A 15,809-nucleotide genomic window follows, 5' to 3' on the forward strand; every position below is an offset into this window, starting at 1 on the left:
CTCACCGCCGCCGCGGAGCGGCCCTCCGGGTCGGCTCGGCGGTGGTCGGGTCCTCCGGCCACGGATGGCGCGGGTAGCGTCCGCGCAGCTCCGCCCGTACCTGCTGATAGCCGGTGCGCCAGAACGACGCCAGGTCGGCGGTGACCGCCACCGGCCGCCCGGCGGGGGAGAGCAGGTGCAGCAGCACCGGCACCCGCCCGTCGGCGATGCGCGGCACGTCCCGCCAGCCGAACGTCTCCTGGAGCTTGACCGCCAGCACCGGCGCGGCCGGGTCGGCGTAGTCGACCCGGATCCGCGAGCCGCTCGGCACCTCCAGGCGCTCCGGGGCCAGCTCGTCCAGCCGCGCCGCCTGCCGCCAGTCCAGCAGCCGCCGCAGCGCCGCCGCCACGTCCACCCGGTGCAGGTCGGCCCGGCGCCGGGCGCGGGCCAGCTCCGGGCCCAGCCAGACGGGCGCGCCGGCGGTCAGCGCCGCGTCGGAGACGTCCGGCCAGTCGTCGCCGAGCGCCTGGTGGCAGAACGCCAGCCGGCGACGCAGCCCGGTCGCCTCCGGCGTCCAGCGCAGCAGGCCCGGCCCCTCCTGCCGCAGCCCGTCCAGCAGCGCCGCCGCGACCAGCTCCGGGTCCGGCGCGGTGAGCGGCCGGTCGACCAGTTCGACGGCGCCGAGCCGGACCACCTCGCGGGCCACCACGTCTCCGCCGGACCAGGCCACCTCCCGCCCGGTGTCCAGCAGCGCCGCCCCGGCCTCCCGGGCGGTCGCCTCGTCGATCGGCGCGGCGAGCCGCACCCGGGCGGCGGGCGCGCCGGGGGAGCGGTCGGCCACCGCGACGGCCAGCCACGCCGCTCCGGTCAGCCCCGACCCGGGCGCCAGCTCCGCGGCGGTGCCGCCGGCCATCAGGTACGCGGTCCCGCCCGGCCGCCGTGCCCGGGCCAGCCGTTCCGGGTACGCGAGTCCGGCGAGCAGCCCCGCGGCCAGATCGTCCGGCAGGCGCTCCCTCTCGTCTCCGGCCGACCGGCCCGCGTCGCGCCGCAGCGCCGCCCGGCCGGCCGGCGCCCCGGTCTGTCGCCGGTCCGCCGGGCCGGCGGGTGAGCCGGGGTGCTCGTCCGCGCCCTTTGCGGGCAGGGCGGCGCGGAGGCGGCGTACCTCGGCGCGCCAGCGGGCGGTGGCGGCCGGGTCGGTGCCGTCGCGCAGCCGCCGCCAGCGGGCGGGCAGGTCGTCCCCGGTCCCGCCCAGCGTGTCCTCGCCGAGGATCGCCACCACCTGGGCGGCCCGGTCGGCGCCGACCCGGGGCGCGCCGTCGAGAAGCGCCCGCGCCAGCCGGGGATGCGTGCCCGCCGCCGCGACCGCCCGTCCCCGCGCGGTGATCCGGCCGTCGTGGTCCACCGCGCCGAGGGTGGTCAGCGTCTCCCGCGCCACCGTGAGCGCGGCCGGCGGCGGTGGGTCGGGCAGCGCCAGCCCGGTGCCGTCCGGTGTGCCCCAGGCCGCCAGTTCCAGCGCGAACCCGGTCAGGTCGGCGGTGGCGATCTCCGGTTCGGGCTGCGGGGCGAGCCGCTCGTGTGCCGCCTCCGACCAGCAGCGGTAGACCGCGCCGGGTGCCTCCCGTCCGGCCCGGCCGGCACGCTGGGTGGCCCCGGCCCGCGACACGGGCACCGTGACCAGCGCGCCCAGCCCTCGGGCCAGGTCGGTGCGGGGTACCCGGCTCAACCCGGCGTCCACCACCACCCGGACGCCGGGGACGGTCAGGCTGCTCTCCGCCACCGCCGTCGCGAGCACCACGCGCCGTGCGGCGGCCGGGGTGAGCGCCGCGTCCTGGGCGGGCCCGGGCAGCCGTCCGTGCAGGGGCAGCACCGTGATGTCGCGGAGGTCGGCCAGCCGGCGCGCGACGGCCCCGATCTCGCCCGCGCCGGGCAGGAAGACGAGCACGTCGCCGTCGCGTTCGCGTAGCGCCCGGCGGACCGTGGCTGCCACGTGGTCGAGCAGTGCCGGGTCGACCCGGCCGGCGCCGGGCGGCGTCACCGGGCGCGGCGGCGGCGCCCACACCCGCTCGACCGGGTGCAGCGCGGCCTCGGCGCGTACCACGGGGGCGGGGTCGCCGGCACCGAGCAGCGCGGCGAACCGGTCGGTCTGCGGGGTGGCCGACATCGCCAGCAGCCACAGGTCGGGGCGCAGCGTCGCGCGGGTCTCGACGCCGAATGCCAGCGCCAGGTCGGCGTCGAGGTGCCGTTCGTGGCACTCGTCGAGCAGTACCGCGTCCACGCCGGGTAGTTCCGGGTCGTGGTGCAGACGGCGGACCAGCAGGCCGGTGGTGACCACCTCGACCCGGGTACGCGGGCCGGTCCGGCGCTCGCCGCGCACCGCGTACCCGATCCGGTCGCCGACCCGCTCGCCGAGCAGGGCGGCCATCCGGTGCGCGGCCGCGCGGGCGGCGACCCGCCGAGGCTGGGCGATCACCACGCGGCCGGTGAGCGCATCGGCGACCGCGAGCGGCGCGGTGGTGGTCTTGCCGGTGCCGGGCGGCGCCACCAGGACGGCGGTGCCGCGCTCGCGCAGCGCGCCGACGAGCGCCGGCAGGACCGGGCGGACCGGCAGGTCGAGCGGGATGTCGGCGAGCACGGCCCCACTCTCGCACCGCGCCGCCGGACGGTCCGCGCTGCCCCCGGAACGCGGAACGGCCCGGCCGGCGCACCGCCGACCGGGCCGCGTGGCCGCCGCGCCGGGTCCGCCGACCCGGCCGCCGCCCCCTTGCTAGTACGTTCCGTCGAGCTGACCGCGCAGCTTGGTCAGGGCCCGGGCCAGCAGCCGGGACACGTGCATCTGCGAGACGCCGATCTGCTCGGCGATCTGCGACTGGGTCAGGTTGCCGTAGAAGCGCAGCGTGAGGATCTTCTGCTCGCGCTGGTCGAGCGTGGCGAGCGCCGGGCCGAGGGCGACGCGCATCTCGGCCAGCTCGAACTCGCCGTCCTCGCCGCCGAGCAGGTCGCCCAGCTCGGTGGCCCGCTCGCCGTCGCCGGTCGGGGTGGACAGCGACACCGCGTTGTAGGCGCGGGCGCCCTCCAGGCCCTCCAGCACCTCTTCCTCGGTGAGCTTGAGGTGGGCGGCGATGTCGGCGACCGTCGGGGAGCGACCGAGCGTCTGGAGCAGCGTGCTGTTGGCGTCGGAGATCGCCAGGCGCAGTTCCTGGAGCCGGCGGGGCACCCGGATGTCCCAGGTGCGGTCGCGGAAGTGGCGCTTCAGCTCGCCGATGATGGTGGGGATGGCGTAGCCGGCGAAGTCGACGCCGCGCGACGGGTCGAACTTGTCGATCGCCTTGATCAGGCCGATCGCCGCGGTCTGTGCCAGGTCGTCGTTCGGTTCGCCGCGGCCGCTGTAGCGGTGGGCCAGGTGGTTCGCCAGCGGCAGCCACGCCTCGATGGCACGGTCGCGCAGCGCGGGCCGGGACGGGTGGCCGGCCGGCAGCGCGGCCATGGCGGCGAGCAGGTCGGCGGCGCTGTCGGTGAGCGAGCGGGGGTCGAGCTTCGCGGAGCCGGCCGGCGTGGTCGCCGGGGCGCTGGTCGTGGGAGCGGTCATGGGTGGTCCTCCCTGCACCTCGTCCACGGAAGAAAAAAGACGTGACGCTCAGGTTTAGATGTCGGTAGTACGTTCGGAAGCCACCATAGCCCGATCGTGCTGCGGAAATCTAGCCGAAAGTACGATGCACTTAAGGTGTAAGCAGCCATGAAAGGCGTTAACCGGTTGATATCCCGCTCGCCGGGGTGGTGGGGCGGCGGTGGCCGGTCGGCTCCGGTCGTACCCCGATCGGTCAACGAAGAATCCGACAGGTGGTCGATGTGTCGGCTTTCTGTCGTTGTCCCGCCGACGGGACCGCCCGTAGCGTCCGTAGCGACACGTCAACGGAGGCACCGTGCTGGATCCCGCCGCGCCGCAACTCGTCATCAACGCCCGGACGCTGCTGTTCAGCTGGCTCCCGGCGGATCCCGGCGCGGTCGAGACCCTGCTGCCCGCCGGTCTGCGCCCGCACCCGCAGCGTCAGGTGTTCGTCAACCAGTACGTGGTCGACGACGAGACGCAGACCTCCGGCTTCGGCGCGTACTCGCTCACCTACCTCGGTGTGTCACTGGCGGACATGGATCCGCCCGACGGCGAGACGCCGGGTGGCTGGTGGACGCACTACCTCGCCTCCAGTGAGCGGGTCCGGCGGTACGCCGCCGCGCGGGGCGCGCCCGCAGCCGCCGGGGAGACCCGCCTGGACCTGCGGGGCGGCCGGCTCACCGCCGAGACCCGGGCCGGCGACGGCACGCTGCTGATCCGGGTCACCGCCCGGGTCGGGCACACCGGCACCGAGGCGCACATGGGCCACCACCGCTACCTCACCCGCAACGACGGCGAGCTGATCGTCACCGACTATCCGTACGTGGCCGAGCCGGTGTCCCCGTTCGAGGTCGAGTCGGTGGAGTTCCCGGCACCGGAGCACCCGGTCCACGCGCTGCGGCCGGCCAACCCGCTGCACGTGTGCTGGGGCTTCTACTCGCCGCGCGTGTCGTTCGCGTACCCGGCCCGCCCGAACGTGCCGGACGAGCCGGCGGACCTTCACCAGGTGCCGGCCCGCCGGGCCCGCAGCGGCCTGCCGTCCGGGTCGTAGACCAGCCGGTACGCGGGCAGCGCCCAGAGCCGCGTACGCCAGGGCAACCGCTCCGGGCGGTGCGGCCGCAACCGGCCCGGCGGACGGGGACCGGCCCGGCCCCCGGCGTGCCAGCGCTCCAGCTCATCCGCCGCCGCGGTGATCGCCGCGACCGCGTCCGCCGGGTCCAGCAGGTCGTCGTCCTGCGCGCCGCCGGGATCGCGGTCCAGATGCTCGCGCCACAGCCGCAGCCGCAGGTCGCGGGCGAACACCCGGGCGCCGTCGCCCAGCCCCGCCGGGTCGGACGGCGCACGCTCGTCGCGGGTGTCGTCGAGCACCGCGCAGGACAGCTCGCTGTCGTGCGTCCAGGACCGGCGGTTGAAGTTGTCGCTGCCCACGCTGGCCCACACGTCGTCCACCACGCAGACCTTGGCGTGCACGTAGACCGGCGTGCCGTCGTGGTTCTCCACGTCGAACACGTGCACCCGCTCCGGCGCGGCCCGGTGGCACAGCGACAGCGCCTGCTCCCGGCCGACCATGTTCGGCGGCAGCGCGAGCCGGCCGTCCACGTCCGGATGCCGGGGCACGACCGCCACCAGGTGCAGGTCCGGGTGCTCCTGCAACGCCTGCGCGAACAGTTCGGCCACCTCGGTCGACCAGAGGTACTGGTCCTCCAGGTAGATCAGCCGCCGGGCCCGGCGTACCGCCTTGGTGTAGCCGCGGGCCACCGTGCGCTCGCCGTCCGGGGCGAACGAGTAGCGGGGCCGCACCGCCGGGTAGGTGCGCAGCACCTGCACGTGGTGCGGCCCGCAGGCCGGCGGGTCGGCGGGCTGCGCGGGCAGCGGGTCCGGGCGCAGGTCGGAGCCGCGCAGCCGGTCCCGCAGGTACGCCATCGGGTTCTCCGAGTCCAGCGGCATCGGGTCGGTCCACCGCTCCCGGAACGTGGTGTCGAGCGCGCCGACCACCGGCCCGCGCAGCGCGAGCTGCACGTCGTGCCAGGGTGGCGTGGGGCCGTACCGGGGGGACATGCCGACCGGCTGCGGGTCGCCGGCGTGGCTCGCGTCGTCGCGGCGGCTGTGGCACAGGTCGATGCCGCCGGCGAAGGCGATGTCGCGGCTCGGGTCGCCGGGCCGGCGCAGCACCACGAGCTTCTGGTGGTGCGAGCCGCCGCGGCGGACCCGCTGGTCGAGCAGCACCTCGCCGCCGGCCGCGCGGATCGCCTCGCTGAGGTCGCGGTTCTCCGCCTCGCTGTAGGAGAGCGTGTCGAGGTGGGAGCGCCAGAGCAGGCCCTTGACGATGACCCCGCGCTGGGCGGCCGGCGCGAACAACTGCGCCACGGTGGGGCCGTCCGGGCGCATCCGCTCGTCCGGGTCACCGCGCCAGTCGGTGAAGAACAGATGGTCGCCCACGGACAGCGCCTCCACCTCGCTGACCAGGCGGTCGAAGTACGCGCCACCGTGAATCAACGGCTCGGCGAGGTTTCCATCGGCCCAGACGGGTAACTCAGACCCCGGGTTGGCGCGTTCCTGTGCGGTGAGGAACCAGTCCCGCAGAGTCACGTTCCACCCCCCGAGGTCGACGACGTCCTCACACGGTAGGACCCCCGGCAGGGCCCCGCACGTCGAGCAGCAGGTCGGCGTCGGTGCCGCGCGTCAGGGGTGCGCCGGACCCCTGGATCGCGATACCGAGGAGGCACCGACATGCCCGCCGAGACGACGAACACCGTGACCGACCGCGACCAGGCGGTGGAGGGGGAGCGGGGTGCGCTGGTGGCGGTCCTGTTGATGGTGATCCTCGGGGTGGCCGGGATCTTCGCCGTCTCCTGAACCGTGCCGGGGCGCCCCGGCGGACCGGGGCGCCCGTAGCAGGTCAGGGCCGGTCGCCCTGGCCGTCGGTGTGCGGCACCCGCCCGGTCGGGATCACCCCGAGCCGGCCGGCCTGGAAGTCCTCGACCGCCTGGATCAGCTCGGCGCGGGTGTTCATCACGAACGGGCCGTAGTGCGCCACCGGCTCGCGGATCGGCTGGCCGCCCATCAGGTAGAGCTCCAGCGCCGGGGCGTTGGAGTCCTGCGTCCGGTCGGCGGTGATCCGCAGCGCCTCACCGGGACCGTGCACGGCGAGCTGGCCGAGGTGGATCGGCCGCCGGTCGGTGCCGACAGTGCCGCGGCCGGCCAGCACGTACACCAGCGCGTTGAAGTCCGACCGCCACGGCAGGCTCAGTTCGGCGCCGGGCTGCAACGTGACGTGCGCGATGGTGATGGGCGTGTGCGTCGACCCCGGCCCTCGGTGCCCGGCGACCTCACCCGCGATGACCCGGATCAGGCCGCCGCCGTCGGGCGTGGTCAGCAACGCCGACTCCCGGCCGCGGATGTCCTGGTAGCGGGGCGCGCTCATCTTGGCGACGCGGGGCAGGTTGACCCAGAGCTGCAGGCCGTGGAACAGCCCGCCGCTCATCACCAGGTGCTCCGGCGGCGCCTCGATGTGGAGCAGGCCGCTGCCGGCAGTCATCCACTGGGTGTCGCCGTCGGTGATGGTGCCGCCGCCACCCGTCGAGTCCTGGTGGTCCATGATCCCGTCGATCATGTAGGTCACCGTCTCGAATCCGCGGTGCGGGTGCCAGGAGGTGCCCTTCGGCTCGCCCGGCGCGTAGTCGACCTCGCCCATCTGGTCGAGGTGGATGAACGGGTCCAGCTCGGTCATCGGCACGCCGGCGAAGGCCCGGCGGACCGGGAAGCCCTCACCCTCGTACCCGCTGGGGGCGGTGGTGACCCGGCGGACCTGACGGTATTCGGTGGCCTCGCCGAGCTCGGGCAGGCGGGGCAGGACGAGGACGTCGTCGACGGTGATCGCGGGCATCGCGGGACTCCTTACTTGTCGGCCGGGGTGGACGACGCGGTGTGGCCGGCGCGCAGGCGCCGGCCGAGCCGCTCGAAGACCCGGGTGAGGCAGGCGACCTCGGCGTCGTCGAGGTCGTCGATCAGGTGGGCGCGTACGGAGCGCAGGTGGTGCGGCGCGGCCTCGCGCAGGGCGAGCAGGCCGGCGGCGGTGAGCACGGCCTCGCTGCCGCGCCGGTCCGCCGGACACGCCTCCTTCGCCACCAGGCCGCGCTTGCGCATCGTGGTGATCTGGTAGGTGAGCCGGCTCGGTGAGAACACCAGCCGGTCGGCCAGCTCACCCATGCGCAGCCGCAGACCGGGCGCCTCGGAGAGCAGCACCAGCACGTGGTAGTCGGCGAAGCTCAGGTCGCTGTCGGCGCGCAGGTCGTCCTCGAGCCGGGTGAACAGCCGCTGGCTCGACTCGATGTACGCGCGCCAGCAGGCCATCCGCTCGGCGTCCAGGCTCTCCGTCACGGCTCCGAGAGTAGCACTATTTAAAATTTAAACAAGTGGCCCCGTCGCGCTCGGACGGCCAGGTTCGGGGGGCTCTTCAAAACTTGAACGGGTGACCCGGGCTAGGGTCGGGGGATGGACGATCTCGACCTGCTCGACTGGCGGGAGCGGGTGGCCCGGCTCTACCTGTCCGACCTCGACCTGGCCGGGTTCCGGGCCGCGCGCGACGAACTGTTCCGAACCCACCCCAGCAGCCCGGTGCCGCCCGCCGACCGGCCCGGCTTCACCGGCCTGCGCTGGTACCCGCCCGACCCGTCGGCGGTGGTCGAGGCGCCGCTGCGACCGGCCTCCGGTGAGCTGCGCATCGACACCGGTGGCCCGGACGGCGTGGTCGCGTACCGGCGGGTGGCGGTCGCCGGGACGCCGTGGGGCCCGCTGACGCTCTGGTGGATCGAGGCGTACGGGGGCGGGCTGTTCCTGCCGCTGCGCGACGGCACCTGCGGCGACGGCTCGTACGGCGGGGGCCGGTACCTCACCGACACGGTCAAGGGCACCTTCGGCCGGGGCCTGACAGTGCTCCCCGGCGACCGGGTCCGGCTGGACGCCAACTACCTCTACAACCCCAGCTGCGCCTACGACGACAGGTGGGCCTGCCCGCTGGCGCCGCCGGAGAACCGGGTGGACGTGCCGCTGCGGGCCGGGGAGCGGGCGTACCACTGACGCGGCGAGGGAGGACCCCGGCGGGGCCCTCCCTCGATGCCGCGTACCGCCAGTCAGCGGGCGGTGGCGCCGGTCGGTGTCAGGTGCATCCGGCTGAGCAGCTGCTGGGCCTGACCGGCCAGCTCCGCGTCCACAGTGACCGCGTACTGGGCGGCCCGCAGCGAACTCGCCGAGGTGAAGTCACGCTGCCCACCGCTCATCGCGTGCGCGACAGCGCCGAACACCGCACCCCAGATCGCGCCGATCACCAGCCCGACCAGGATCACCGCCAGCCAGTTGCCGGCCGTGAAGATGCCGAACAACAAGCCGATGAACAGACCGAACCAGGCGCCGGTGCCGGCCCCGAGCAGGGCCGCCCGGCCCGTGGTGAGCCGTCCCATCACGGTCTCCACCAGCGTGAGGTCCGTACCGACGATCGAGGTACGTTCCACCGGGAACCGGTTGTCGGCCAGATAGTCCACGACGCGCTGGGCGGACGGATAGTCCGGGTACGAGCCGATTGTGACGGTCGCCGAACCAGCAGGCGGTCCGTGCCCGTCCCCGCTCGGCGGCGTCGGGCGACCGCCCGGGCCGGACGGGAGGTTGTCGCTGCCCGGCATTCCGGGTTGCCAGGCCGCGGTCGGAGTCGAGGGTCTGGTCATGAGCATCCTCCTTCGTCAACCCGCCGCGTTCCCGTCGCCGGGCAGCGGTAACGCACCGGGCCGGACCGATGTGGCGAGGCATGCCGATGCCCCGGGCCGGGTAGCCACATCCGTGCCGACCCGACGGATCAGCGACCACGGCTTCCTCGCCGACGGGCGCAGCGCGGCCCTGGTCGACCGCGAGGGCGCGGTCAACTGGTGGTGCCCGCCCCGGTTCGACGCGCCGTCGGTGTTCGGGCGGCTGCTCGACTCCGACGCCGGACACTGGAGCATCCGCCCCGAGGGCGCGGCCACCAGCACCCGGTCCTACCTGGACGACACGCTGGTGCTGCGTACCGTCTTCACCACGGCGACCGGCACGGTCGCCGTCACCGACGCGCTCGCGCTGGAGCACGGCGCGCGGGGTCACGACATCGGGATGCGCTCACCCCGGGTGCTCGCCCGGCTGGTCGAGGGGCTCACCGGCGAGGTGCCGATGCGCGTCGAGTACGCGCCGCGGTTCGAGTACGGCCGGGTCGGCGCCTACCTGACCGAGTGCGACGGCGTGGTCGCCGCCACCGCCGGCGCCTGCCGCCTGGAGCTGCGCGCCGACGTCCCGCTGACCATCGCCGGGGGAGCCGCCACCGGGGAGTTCACCGCCCGCGCCGGCAGCACCCACCGCTTCACCCTCGGGTACGCCCCGACGTACGCCGGCGCCGCACCCGCACTGCCCGACGCCGCCGAGACGGTGGCCGAGACCGTCGCCGCCTGGCGGTCCTGGTCGGCGCTGCACGACTACCAGGGCGAGTACCGCGACGAGGTGCGGCGCAGCGCGCTCGCAGTGCAGGGCATGACGTACGCGCCCAGCGGCGCGGTCGTCGCGGCGGCCACCACCTCGGTGCCGGAGCGGCCCGGCGGCGACCGCAACTACGACTACCGCTACGTCTGGTTGCGCGACTTCAGCCTCACGCTCCAGGCGCTGTGGCGGGCCGCCTGCCCGGACGAGGCGGACCGGCAGTTCACCTGGGTGGCCCGGGCGATGGGCCGGATCGGCGACGAGCCGGTGCCGGTCATGTACGGCGTCGAGGGGGAGCGGGACCTGACCGAGCACGACCTCGACCACCTGGCCGGGTACGAGCACAGCCGGCCGGTGCTCGTCGGCAACGACGCCTGGCGGCAGCGGCAGAACGACGTGCTGGGCGAGGTGCTCGACGCCGCGTGGCTGATGCGGTACTACCTCGACCCGATGTCGCCGGAGGTCCGCGACCTGCTGCGGACACTCGCCGACCAGGCCGAGCGCGGCTGGCACCGGCCCGACGCGGGGATGTGGGAGGGGCGCGGCCCGGAGCGCCACTACGTGTCGTCGAAGGTGGAGTGCTGGACCGCGCTGGACCGGGCGGTGCGGTTCGGCTCCCGGATCGGCGAGCCCGCCGACGTGGCGCGCTGGGCAGCCGCGCGCGACGAGGTACGGGAGGCGGTGCTCACCCACGGCTGGAACGAGCGGGCCGGCGCGTACACCGGGGCGTTCGGCTCCGACGCCCTGGACGCCTCGGTGCTGGTCATGCCGCTGGTCGGCTTCCTGCCGGCGAGCGATCCGCGGATGCGCGCCACGATGGACGTGCTGGAGCGGCGGCTGTCCCGCGACGGGCTGCTGCGCCGCTTCGACGGCGACCCGGCCGGGTTCGTGATCTGCTCGTTCTGGCTGGCCGCCTGCCTGGCCGAGGCGGGGGAGCTGGACCGGGCCCGGCGGCTGTTCGAGCGCCTCGCCGCCCGCACCAACGACCTCGGCCTGTACGCCGAGCAGATCGACCCGGACACCGGCGAGCAGATGGGCAACTTCCCGCAGGCGTACTCGCACATCGGCCTGATCACCGCCGCCGGCCGCATAACGGACGCCGCCGCGCGGTTCGGGGACGACCGACCGGCCGTGCCGACCGGCGTGGCCCGCACGGAGGAGTAACCGGATGACTGGTGGGTAGGACCCGCCCTGATCACCGGCTCGGACTCGGGCATCGGCCAGGCCACCGCGATCGAGTTCGGCCGTGAAGGGGCCGACGTGGCCGCTACGTGTTGTTGGTGGCGCGCGGGCTGGCCGTCGGGAGCCTGCGCGCCACCAACAGAGTTCAACTGACCTGAGGCTGCGACTCCACGTACTGCCTGGGTCGACGCATCCAAGCGGCCGCGGCTCCGACCAGGAAAGTGAGCACGCCGATGCCCGTGATCAGCGCCATCAGATAGAAGTATGTCATCGAGGCACCATTCAGCGCGCCAGCATCCCCGACGGGCAGGATCGTGCCGACCGCTCTCCCCTTCACCGCGTCCAGCGGTAGCGTCCCCGACTGCTCCGACACGAAGAAGCGGGAGTCCTTCGCCAACTCCGAGTTGTCGCCGGTTACGAAGACGCGTCCGGCCGGCACCGTCGACTCGAACGGTGCGGTCGCTGCTGGTGCCATCGGCCCGATCCTTGTGCCGTTTACCTCCAATGCGGCCCGGTCGTCGCAGCAGGAGAGCTTGTCGCCGGGCAGCCCTGCCACCCGCAGCAGAGACTTGCCGCCGTCCGGCTCGCCCGGCCATCGGCCACGGTCGAGTAGGACGATGTCGCCACGATTCGGCCGAGATCGGTCGGCGGTGTCGACCACGACTGTTCGGCCCATCGGCAGTGCTGGCGCCATCGTGTATGCAGGCTGCCGGAAAAAGTCGTACCGGCTGTTGATCATTGTGAGTCCGGCTAGCGCCAGCAGGATTCCCACCAGAGGTACGAGCAGGAGACGTCGAAACACCTGCGGCCGGTTCCGCATCCTTGGTTCTTGAGCCTGTTGAACCGCCACTGCCTACTCCCTCTTCAGATCCTCTGAACGCAGCCGTCGCACGACCACGAAGCTTCCTGTCACTACAGCCACCACAAGCGAACTCACCAGGAACGGCGCCATGGCATCCAACGGGCCCGCATACCAGTCGCGGTTGACGTCGTTGAGCCGCAGAGCCAGGTTGCCGGCGAGATAGCTGGCGATCGCAGACGCGGTCAGCACGGTGACGAGAGCCGCGAGAAGTTGCGTGATCTGTATGGCTCTGATGGTGCGTTTCCGCATGCCGACCACCATCAGCACGGCCACGTCCCGCCGGCGTTCTGTCGCGTGATCTATGACCGCGACCCCGAAGGCGATGATCGCGACCAGGAAGCCGACGAACACGCCGAAGCTGATGACGCCGCGTTGGTTGCGTACCAACTCCATCAGATCGAGATCCTCACCCCAGACGCGCACCTTCATGGTGGGTGCGATCCTTGCGACGGCGGTCTTGAAGTCGGTGAGCTTCTGCGGGTCGGGCTCCACCAGGAAGCTGGAACTGACCTCTTTGGACCATCCGAACGCGGGGCCGTCCGTGGCGATGTACAAGGCCCCAAATGCCTGGATCGGGAATGGGGCATCATCCGGCACGACCAACCGTTGCTCCGGCACCTTGACGAGTTCCTTGCCGCCGTCGGCGCGTGCGAAGTCGAACTCCGTGCCAGGCGGGATCTCGAAAGCGGTTCCCACCATCTCGGTGCCCGTGAGTCGGTAGGTCTCGCCGGAACGGCATTCCGTCAGCGGCATGCGCACCAGTTGTCGAAGACTCGAACAGTTGATCGTGACAAGTCGGTAGCCTGCCGCCCTGGCCTGGGCCACCACGCCGTCCCCAGCCGGCGGGGCCGAGAAGTCCACGATGCTGCTCTGCGAATTCCATTTGAAGCGTGCGGGAAGGTCGAAGATGGTTTCCCGGGCTGCGGTGCTCGCCTCTGCGACTCCCTCGATGTCGACGCTGTAGTTCTCGGCTTGCGGGTTGGAGCGGAGTTCCATGTCCTTGAGAACCCCTGAGCTGACGCCGGCGACAAGCACCAGCAGGGCGAGCCCGGTGAGCAGGCGCAGGGTGGTGGCTGGCTGCAGTGCGAGCCTGCTGCCGGCCATCCGGACCGAGAGCGGCAAGCGGGCGACGGACAGCAGTCGCGCAGAGGCCGCGATGATTGGCCGCAGGCCCAACAGCAGGCCAAGCAGCATTATCGCCACCGCGCCGATGGCGACGTAGGCGGTGGTGTCGGACATGGCCAGCCGGGTGCCTCGTGCGACGTTCTGCGGGGCCGAGAGGAGAAGGAAGGAGACCGCCCCGAACCCGAAAATGAGAGGAAGCAGCAGGAATGGGCGAGGCTTCGGCTCGGCGACATCGACACGTGCGGTCAGCGGTCGGGCCAGGCTGCGGCGTAGCCCGGCCGATCCCACCAGACCCGCCGTAACACCGACGGCAATCACTAGCAGCGTTGTGGCGACGGGACCGAAGCGAGCATTCTGCGCAAACCACGTGAAGCCGAGAGCATTGCTCTCGGCAAGCAGGGGATGCAGCAGTTCGAAGAGCAGGATGCCGAGCAGTGCGCCCGCAATGCCGAGAATAGCGGACTCGACAAATGCCAGCCGAAGAGCGGTGTCGCTTCTGACGCCGATCAAGCGCAGCGCCGAGTAGCGCCTGGCCCGGGTGGCGGACGCCAGCCGTCCACAGACGACGAGGTAGGCGACCACCGGCGGCAGCACGAGAAGGGCCAGACTCTGGGTGAGCCCCGTCTGCTGCTTTTTCAAGGTCAATGTGTCGTAGGTCCCGAAGCCCACGCCGTCGTGCGGCTCGGTGACCTCGTCCACCGCCACTCCGACGTAGGCGAACAGCTCATGCTGGTCGACGAGGCCCGAAGGCTTGATCTCCCCGATGACGTGCCCCGGCACCACCGTCCGCAGTTCCGGGTCGCTGCGAAGTGCGGCGGCCAAGGCGGGGGAGGCAACCACTTCGGCGGGCCCAGGTAACCGTTCGACCCCCGGAGCTGCGGCAGTACCTGGCCGGACATCTGCGATGAACAGCCGGCCGAGCCGCTGACCTTTCCAGACGTCGACAGCAGGACTGAATACGAACAGATGATCCTGACCGTCGGCGGCAGGTTGGGGATCTCGCGCGTTCATCACCTCAGCGCGGTTGTCGAGGACGCCGGGTAGGACTGCTACCAGGCAGCTCGCCACCACCCCGAGCGCGATGCCGCAGATGACGAGAACAAGGCGCAGGACGCCGGAGCGTCCGCCGCCGCGTAGGAGCCGCAGGGCCAACCGCACTGTCATTGATCGTCAGCCGTCCGTCCGTCGCGCATTACGATCACTCGGTCTGCTCGGTCGGCGACGCGTTGGTCGTGGGTGACCAGAACGATGGTGGTGCCGCTCTTTCGTGCCAGGTCGAGGAGGGCGTCGAGCACGATCTCCCCGTTGACGGAATCGAGGGCCCCCGTCGGCTCGTCGGCGAAAAGCATGCTCGGGCGGTGGGCGATCGCCCGCGCCACTGCGGCACGCTGCGCCTGCCCACCTGAGACCTGGGCAGGTCGACGGTCAGCTTGATCCGCGATGCCGAGCAGTTCCACGAGTTCGGTGACTCGGCCCTTCACTGTGGCGCGAGCAACATTGTTGAGTTCCAGGGGCAGAGCGATGTTCTGCCGAAGTGTCAGTTCCGGCACCAGCTCGGCGAACTGAAAGACGAAGCCGAACTCTTTTCGCCGCAGATCGGCGCGCGCGTTTTCGCTGAGTTCGTCGATGCGGACGTCCTTGAAGAGGATTTCACCCGCGTTCGGTCGTAGCAGGCCCGCCATGCAATAAAGCATCGAAGACTTTCCCGAGCCGCTGGGTCCCACGAGTGCGACGACAGAGCCTTCGGCCACGGTGGCGCTGGCACCGGCCAGCGCCACCGTGCTGCCGTAGCTCAGCCCGATGTCACGGGCAGACAGCATGTTCTATCCTTAACGGTAGTACCACTGAGAGACGCCGCAGGTGTCCGATCCGATGTCGTCGACACAGACTTGGTACTGACCCTTGCTGACGCGAGTCGCCGAACTGTCGTAGAACTCGCGGCCCTCGCTGCCGCAACCGGCAGAGCTGCCGTTGCTGTCGCCGCGCTTCGAGGACCATCCGTACCCGTCGACGCGGCCTTGGCCGTAGACGCCGTTTCCGTCGTTCTTGTTGTCACACACCGAGCCGGATACGTAGAAGCCGCCGTGAGCAGTACCCGCCGGGTACAGCGTCCAGCTTCCCGAGAAGCTGCCCTCGTTGCTGCTGCTCGTCTTCAGGTTCAACGAACCGCCCGCGAATGCAGCGGTAGCGGCGCCGAAGGTGAAGACCGCCGCGAACGCGACGACGGATCCGGCCAGTTTTAATCGTCTATTCAACCGAACCTCCGCAATTGGTGGTCGCAATAGGCGCAGTCGCGCCCGATTGCATCGGAATGCGAACGGACGAAGCCCGGCCCTTGATCGATAGGAGTCATCGCGTTCGTGATAAGAGGATAGAATTTCCACCGGTTGATCGTTGCCCGCTTTGGTGTGACTTGGGTCACATCGAGTTTAGCACGCGAGTGATCCGGTGAGCGACCGGGCTGATGGACGGTGCTTTCTGGAGCGAGCTCGGCATCTTTTGAGCTCGCAGTAATTGGGGCGATGGCGGCGGGGTCAACCCCTTTTCCGCAAGCGCTTG

At 72.1% G+C, this 15,809-nt stretch carries 14 protein-coding genes; 4 read left to right on the forward strand and 10 right to left on the reverse strand.

Features of this window, described 5'->3' with window-relative positions:
* Position 1 precedes the first annotated feature (1 nt).
* On the reverse strand, positions 2-2,611 hold the full coding sequence (hrpB, locus tag NMK34_RS11615) for an ATP-dependent helicase HrpB (protein ID WP_318333395.1): 2,610 nt from the start codon (positions 2,609-2,611) through the stop codon (positions 2-4).
* Positions 2,612-2,743: 132 nt separating this feature from the next.
* Positions 2,744-3,565: a SigB/SigF/SigG family RNA polymerase sigma factor gene (locus NMK34_RS11620; protein WP_135239312.1), complete on the reverse strand. Its 822-nt coding sequence runs from the start codon at positions 3,563-3,565 to the stop codon at positions 2,744-2,746.
* 334 nt (positions 3,566-3,899) lie between these two features.
* Between NMK34_RS11620 and NMK34_RS11625 the strand changes: the two genes are divergently transcribed.
* Positions 3,900-4,637, forward strand: coding sequence for a hypothetical protein (locus tag NMK34_RS11625; protein WP_318333396.1), 738 nt, complete (start codon positions 3,900-3,902; stop codon positions 4,635-4,637).
* Here NMK34_RS11625 and NMK34_RS11630 read toward each other — a convergent pair.
* The gene (locus NMK34_RS11630) at positions 4,586-6,175 is read right to left on the reverse strand and encodes a phospholipase D family protein (RefSeq protein ID WP_318333397.1); all 1,590 of its coding nucleotides are present in this window, start codon (positions 6,173-6,175) and stop codon (positions 4,586-4,588) included. The two genes, NMK34_RS11625 and NMK34_RS11630, sit on opposite strands and share 52 nt — an antisense overlap.
* 141 nt (positions 6,176-6,316) lie before the next feature.
* Between NMK34_RS11630 and NMK34_RS11635 the strand changes: the two genes are divergently transcribed.
* Positions 6,317-6,442, forward strand: a complete 126-nt coding sequence (locus NMK34_RS11635; RefSeq protein ID WP_013285371.1) for a hypothetical protein — start codon at positions 6,317-6,319, stop codon at positions 6,440-6,442.
* 43 nt (positions 6,443-6,485) lie between these two features.
* On the opposite strand, the gene NMK34_RS11640 is transcribed toward NMK34_RS11635, so the two are convergent.
* Entirely contained in the window at positions 6,486-7,472 is a 987-nt protein-coding gene (locus tag NMK34_RS11640; RefSeq protein ID WP_135239315.1) for a pirin family protein, read from the reverse strand.
* An 11-nt stretch (positions 7,473-7,483) separates the two neighbouring features.
* A complete protein-coding gene (locus NMK34_RS11645; RefSeq protein ID WP_318333398.1) occupies positions 7,484-7,966 on the reverse strand; it encodes a MarR family winged helix-turn-helix transcriptional regulator in 483 nt (160 codons plus the stop codon).
* Between the two features lie 114 nt (positions 7,967-8,080).
* Between NMK34_RS11645 and NMK34_RS11650 the strand changes: the two genes are divergently transcribed.
* Positions 8,081-8,665, forward strand: a complete 585-nt coding sequence (locus tag NMK34_RS11650) for a DUF1684 domain-containing protein (protein ID WP_318333399.1) — start codon at positions 8,081-8,083, stop codon at positions 8,663-8,665.
* A 53-nt stretch (positions 8,666-8,718) separates the two neighbouring features.
* On the opposite strand, the gene NMK34_RS11655 is transcribed toward NMK34_RS11650, so the two are convergent.
* Positions 8,719-9,306 (reverse strand): general stress protein, encoded by a 588-nt coding sequence (locus NMK34_RS11655; RefSeq protein ID WP_318333400.1) that lies wholly within the window; start codon positions 9,304-9,306, stop codon positions 8,719-8,721.
* 112 nt (positions 9,307-9,418) lie between these two features.
* On the opposite strand from NMK34_RS11655, the gene NMK34_RS11660 reads away from it, so the two are divergent.
* Positions 9,419-11,245 carry a glycoside hydrolase family 15 protein gene (locus NMK34_RS11660; protein WP_318333401.1) on the forward strand — a complete coding sequence of 609 codons (1,827 nt, stop codon included), beginning with the start codon at positions 9,419-9,421 and terminating at the stop codon, positions 11,243-11,245.
* Between the two features lie 163 nt (positions 11,246-11,408).
* Here the strand turns inward: NMK34_RS11660 and lepB are convergent, their stop codons facing one another.
* The 4 genes from lepB to NMK34_RS11685 form a co-directional block, all read right to left on the reverse strand.
* A complete protein-coding gene (gene lepB, locus NMK34_RS11670) occupies positions 11,409-12,035 on the reverse strand; it encodes a signal peptidase I (protein WP_162881525.1) in 627 nt (208 codons plus the stop codon).
* An 81-nt stretch (positions 12,036-12,116) separates the two neighbouring features.
* Positions 12,117-14,408, reverse strand: coding sequence for an FtsX-like permease family protein (locus NMK34_RS11675; RefSeq protein ID WP_091329014.1), 2,292 nt, complete (start codon positions 14,406-14,408; stop codon positions 12,117-12,119).
* A gap of 2 nt (positions 14,409-14,410) precedes the next feature.
* Complete coding sequence (locus NMK34_RS11680; RefSeq protein WP_091329013.1) at positions 14,411-15,070, reverse strand: ABC transporter ATP-binding protein; 660 nt, start codon at positions 15,068-15,070, stop codon at positions 14,411-14,413.
* 9 nt (positions 15,071-15,079) lie between these two features.
* On the reverse strand, positions 15,080-15,505 hold the full coding sequence (locus NMK34_RS11685) for a hypothetical protein (protein WP_141722509.1): 426 nt from the start codon (positions 15,503-15,505) through the stop codon (positions 15,080-15,082).
* Positions 15,506-15,809 lie beyond the last annotated feature (304 nt).

The sequence above is a fragment of the Micromonospora sp. BRA006-A genome (genome assembly GCF_033433935.1).
Lineage (GTDB): Bacteria > Actinomycetota > Actinomycetes > Mycobacteriales > Micromonosporaceae > Micromonospora > Micromonospora aurantiaca.

Bases quoted from the DNA above. Each gene is read 5' to 3' on its own strand.
- NMK34_RS11620 (WP_135239312.1), bottom strand. From the start codon at position 3,565: ATGACCGCTCCCACGACCAGCGCCCCGGCGACCACGCCGGCCGGCTCC.
- NMK34_RS11635 (WP_013285371.1), top strand. From the start codon at position 6,317: ATGCCCGCCGAGACGACGAACACCGTGACCGACCGCGACCAGGCGGTG.
- NMK34_RS11640 (WP_135239315.1), bottom strand. From the start codon at position 7,472: ATGCCCGCGATCACCGTCGACGACGTCCTCGTCCTGCCCCGCCTGCCC.
- NMK34_RS11650 (WP_318333399.1), top strand. From the start codon at position 8,081: ATGGACGATCTCGACCTGCTCGACTGGCGGGAGCGGGTGGCCCGGCTC.
- NMK34_RS11655 (WP_318333400.1), bottom strand. From the start codon at position 9,306: ATGACCAGACCCTCGACTCCGACCGCGGCCTGGCAACCCGGAATGCCG.
- NMK34_RS11680 (WP_091329013.1), bottom strand. From the start codon at position 15,070: ATGCTGTCTGCCCGTGACATCGGGCTGAGCTACGGCAGCACGGTGGCG.